This window comes from uncultured Lamprocystis sp. (genome assembly GCF_903933125.1).
Classification (GTDB): Bacteria; Pseudomonadota; Gammaproteobacteria; order Chromatiales; family Chromatiaceae; genus Thiodictyon.
Map to the genome: position 1 here is coordinate 1 of NZ_CAIZIZ010000328.1, position 4,922 is coordinate 4,922.

A 4,922-nucleotide genomic window follows, 5' to 3' on the forward strand; every position below is an offset into this window, starting at 1 on the left:
CGCGTCGGGGATCTCGGGCAGGCGGATCGGGCTGGGCATGTCAAGGTACGGCGGAAAGGTGAGGGTTAATCTCGATGCGATACTTTAACTGATCTCGTCAGCATACTGATACTGTTGCCATGACTTTTTGAGAAGTTACCAGACGACTTCTGAAAATGACAGTGGGGTTACCACCTGCTCATCGGCGCGGTGTAGACACCGGCCGCGGTCTTATCCCAACACCAGGTCGAGTCGATTGATTTCACCCTCACGCCGATAGGCCAGGGACTTCGCCATGGTCTTCACCATGTGCAGGCCCAGGCCCCCGATCGGACGCTCTTCCGTCACGGCATCCAGATCGGGGGCTGGCGCATCGAGCAGCGGATTGAACGGCTGACCGTCATCCTCGATGACCATCGTAGCGGGTGGTCCGATCCGCAACACCACGCGGATGTAATGCACGTCATCGTCTGAATAACCATATTTGATCGTGTTGGTGACCAATTCCTCGAGCACCAGTCGGGCGACATAGGGCAGTGCCTGGGGGGGGGCGGCGGTCGCGAGGAATCCATCCAGCTGGTCGAGCGCATTCGCCAGGCCCTCCTGGTGATTGGCGATGTCCAGCCGCAGACAGCCTTCGCCATCCGGGGGGGCGGCCGGGGCACTGGTCACCACGCGTCTGAACATCAGCATGGTGATGTCGTCTGACTGCTCCGCCCCGGCGGCGTGGGCGCGGATATCCCCGGCCAGTACGCCGACACAATCCTCGCAATTGAGTGCGGGCGCCCCCTCCATCCGGGATGCCAGCCGCTTTTCACCGTACAGCCGATGCTCAGGGTTCATGGCCTCGGTCACGCCGTCGGTATACAGCAACAGGGTGTCACCCGCGGCCAAGGTCAAATGGCCGGTCTCATACACAGCCCCCGGCATAATGGCCGCCGCGGCCCCGTGGGGGTTCGCGATCCATTCCATCCGTCCGTCTACACGCACCAGCAATGGCGCGTTATGGCCCGCATTGGCGAAGTCGACTGTACCATCGGTGAGGCGAACCACCGCGCAGAATAGGGTCACGAACATACAGGAATCGTTCCCCTCCGACAGGTCATCGCTCACCCGGGCCAAGGCCCGCCCGGGATCGGCGTCGATCTTGAATGACGAGCGGAAAAAGGAGCGCGTGACCGCCATGAACAGTGCGGCCGGGATACCCTTGCCGGAGACGTCGCCAATCGCGACCACCAGCCGGTCCTGGTCCAGGAAGAAGAAATCATAAAAATCCCCACCCACCTCGCGGGCCGGCTCCATGAGTGCAAAGAGATCCAGGTCCGGGCGTGCTGGCAAGATGGGAAAGGTCTTTGGCATCAAGTCCATCTGGATGTCATGGGCAATCCGCAACTCGCTGTGCATGCGCTCGCGGGCGGCGGTGGTTGCCGCCAGGTCCGCAATGTGGTGTTTCAGGTTGTCACGCATCGCGCCGAAGGCGGCGGTCAGTTGTGCGATCTCATCGGTTCCCCGCGGCCTGGGTAGCGCGGCCTCAAGGTCTCCCGACGCCAAGGTGGCCGCCGCCGCACTCAAAGCCCCCACCGGACGCGTGATCGACCGGGCAAGCAGCCAGACCGCGAGCACGAGCAGGACCAACCCGCCCGCCCCGACCAATGCCTGGCTCTGACTCAGGCGTAGGATGTCGGCCCGCAGTTGGGCCTGCGAGACCACGGTCGCCATCGTCCAGTCGGCCGTCTTGAGCGGCTGCCAGGCGAGCCAGGAGGCATCTGCGGTGGCCCAACTCACCCATGGAATCATCCCGGGAAGACCTGACACCATACGCAGGCCGACCGCTCGCAGCGAGTCGCTATCACGCGCCTCGGCGATGCTGAAGATGCTCTCATTAAGGGCGACGTCCTTCACCGGGTGTGAAATGAAGGTACCATTGCGGGTCAGCAACGCGCCGTATCCATTCTTGCCCACCGGCAAGCTCGCCAGGGCGCGGTCCAGCCAATCGAGGCCGATATCACAGGTGACGACGCCCGCGAACACCGCTCCGGTCGGCGTCTGGATGCGGATCGGCATGGAGTAGGTCACCATCTTGACGCCATTCGTCCAGCGGTAAGGCTCGCTCCACACCCCCCGATCCAGATATCTGGGAAGGACGAACCAGTCCTCACCGAGCTGCGAGTGATTCCCCTCGTCGAGGTTCTGGTATGCCAACGAACCCTGGTTACGATAGGCGTAAGGCGCGGAATCCGGCCAGGTCGCGGGGCGCATGGCAGGCAGCAGGGTCACGGCGGTACCGTAGACCTCAGGATAATCGCGCAGGACGGCGTCCTGCAGCGCCCGTAACTGCGCGAACGGCACATCCAATGCCTGCGCCTGCAGTGTGAGCGCCATCCCTTGGACGAGACCCTGCAATAGACCCAGCTTGGCATCGATCTTGTCGGCAGCCCCCTCGGCCAGGAACGCCACCCGATTCATCGCCTCCGTTTCCAGCCGCTCGCGCATACCCAGGTAATTCCACCCGACCACGGCCATCAGCAGCAGTCCCGTGACACCAACGGTCCACAGGAGCAGGCGGGTGCGGATGCTGTGCCGCGGGACGAACGCATCGCTATTGCCCGATCGTTCTGTCATGGCGCCTCCTCTGCTTGAAATGGCGCAAAGGCCGTGAACTCGGGCGTCTGTTCCAACAGCCCAGCAGACCGCAGTGTCTGCGCCGTACTCGTGAATGCACGCTGGTCGAGGCGGCCGACCGCCGCGGGCAAGGAACCGGGAACAAAGATGGAATCGAGGATATGGCGGAGCATCCAACGCTCGTGGGGTCGGTTGGCGGCCACCCCGGCTCGGCGGGCTTCGGCCAAGACTGCGTCGAGCGCGTCCTCCGGGTGGTCACGGGCATAGACCCAGCCTGCCAGGGTCGCCCCGCGCACGGCCCGTACGCGTTCGGGGTTGCGGCTGGCCCAGGATGGCGTGGTATAGATGCCGTCCTCGGGAAAGCCGAGACCATAGTCGCGCATTCGGAAGGCGGTGATGCGCCCGGCGTCAATTCCGGCCTGCCAGATCCGGTGGTACTCGTTGTATTCCATGGCCGCGCAAGCAGCCACGCCACGCGCCAGGAAGAGATTGACTGACTGATACTGGGGTATCGGCTCGGGACTGACCCCGTTGGTGGAAAAGAATGCCTGGAACGCGGCGGCGAAAGCCCCCTGCCAATAGCTGACTCGCTGCCCGTCAAGCTCCTTGGCCTGCCTGACGCCCATATCCTTCCAGGCCAAGAGCATGAGATTGGAGCGTTGTACCACTTGCATGACTTGAACGACTTGCGGTTGCGTAGATCGGTTGGCTGGTGGCGCCGCCGCAATGATCGCATCGGTAAGAAAGAGTGTGGCCAGATCCGCAGCACCCGTGCGCAGCAAATCAATGGAGGATTGGGCGACGCGCGCATGCAACAGCCTCAGGTCCAGTCCGGCCGCCCGGTACAAACCCCGGTCACGTGCCAGGTAATAACCTGCAAACTGGCTCTGTGGCTGCCACTGCAGCGCCAATCGGACGACCGCTGGCGGGGCACCAGACGCCGCGGGAGCCGGCGGGGACCCAACAGGCGCTACGGATTGCGCGAACGCCAACCCGACCACGGCCATGAGCACCACGGCGAGGGTGGCAAAGGGGGCCACTCGGCGCCACGCCTGAGCGGCCCGCCTAACACGACTCTGATCAATGAACATATGGCTGGATCATCGCAGTAGCCGGCACAACGATCGCGGCCAGTTATTTGTTCATGACCTGCAGGGCCTCCTCGACGCTCCCATAACAGGACATGATGGTCACGAAGCCGCTCATTTCCAGCACCTCACGGATCTGCTCGTTGGCGTTGCACAGGGCAAAGGCGCCGCCGGCTTGCTTGAGCCGTTTGGTGGCCTTGAGCAGAATTCGCAATCCGGCGCTGGAGATATAATCGGTCTTGGAAAAATCCACCAGCACCCGCGTCTCACCCTGATCGATTGCCTCACCGATCTGTCGATCGGCCTCGGGCGCGCTGTTGGTATCCAGCCGGCCATTGAGCATCAGGATCAGTACACCGGCGCTCTTACTCGACAACATGCTCATAATTCAAATATCCTGGCATCAATGATTAACACTTAACCGCAATGGCCCCCGTTTTGACTGTTCCTGGGTATCGACCCGGTCGGCCTGGTGGCGGATCAGCACCCCCGAGCGTGTCGCCATCGGCCGCCTTATCCTGGTCCAGATCGAGCAGCGCCTGGGCATCCAGGCGCCGACATGGCCGCGAGATGCACCGCCCGGCCTGGATAGTCTATCAGCAAACTCAGGGTGAGTTTCTCAAATCGGGCAACCAACAGCAATTCTCACGGTGAATTTGCACCTCCTAAGGGTATGAAAGTCTGGGGGTCCTGCCAACCTCCTTCAGCCCCATCGCCAAGTGCCGTACTAGGTCTTGGGCGGATTTATGACCAATGCTCCATCGTCGCTGCCGGTTCACGGGATGAACCGGGCTCGCCCTGTCCAACCGCGGAATCGGCATATTGCGGCGTCTGCGCTGTTGCGGGCACGATGATAATCTGTGCATCGCCGATCTCCTTGCGCATTGCACACCGCAAAATTTCGATATTTTTCATGCACTCCGCCACGGTGGACTCGGGATCAAAACCAAGAAAGACCTCGACATAGATGTCTGACCCGCTGCGGCGACTGCGGATATCATATAAGTCTGAGTAAAGATCGAAATTCAGGACCAGGGAGCGCAGGATAGCAATCTGTAATCCCTCCTCCAGCGTCTTATCCATAAGATTTGACATGGAAGAAGAAACCAGATCATAAACTCGACTTTGGCCATTTCAGGCCGTCGAGGCCAGTTGATCCAGCAAGCGTTCCCAGTCCCGCTGGGAAATAACGAGGGCGTCCGGGTCTGCGGTTGAGTTGACGAAATTCGCCGC

At 61.7% G+C, this 4,922-nt stretch carries 4 protein-coding genes; all 4 read right to left on the reverse strand.

Translation table 11 applies throughout. From position 1 onward, the window contains the following. Window positions 1-210 precede the first annotated feature (210 nt). The 4 genes from QZY03_RS17060 to QZY03_RS17075 all read right to left on the reverse strand — a co-directional run bounded on the left by QZY03_RS17060 (window position 211) and on the right by QZY03_RS17075 (window position 4,772). A complete protein-coding gene (locus QZY03_RS17060; RefSeq protein ID WP_295583150.1) occupies window positions 211-2,601 on the reverse strand; it encodes a SpoIIE family protein phosphatase in 2,391 nt (796 codons plus the stop codon). After that, window positions 2,598-3,641, reverse strand: coding sequence for an ABC transporter substrate-binding protein (locus tag QZY03_RS17065; protein WP_295583152.1), 1,044 nt, complete (start codon window positions 3,639-3,641; stop codon window positions 2,598-2,600). The genes QZY03_RS17060 and QZY03_RS17065 overlap by 4 nt, the downstream gene beginning before the upstream one ends. Window positions 3,642-3,735: 94 nt before the next feature. Further along, window positions 3,736-4,074, reverse strand: coding sequence for an STAS domain-containing protein (locus QZY03_RS17070; protein ID WP_295583153.1), 339 nt, complete (start codon window positions 4,072-4,074; stop codon window positions 3,736-3,738). A gap of 359 nt (window positions 4,075-4,433) precedes the next feature. Beyond that, a complete protein-coding gene (locus QZY03_RS17075) occupies window positions 4,434-4,772 on the reverse strand; it encodes a hypothetical protein (protein ID WP_295583155.1) in 339 nt (112 codons plus the stop codon). Window positions 4,773-4,922: the final 150 nt, after the last annotated feature.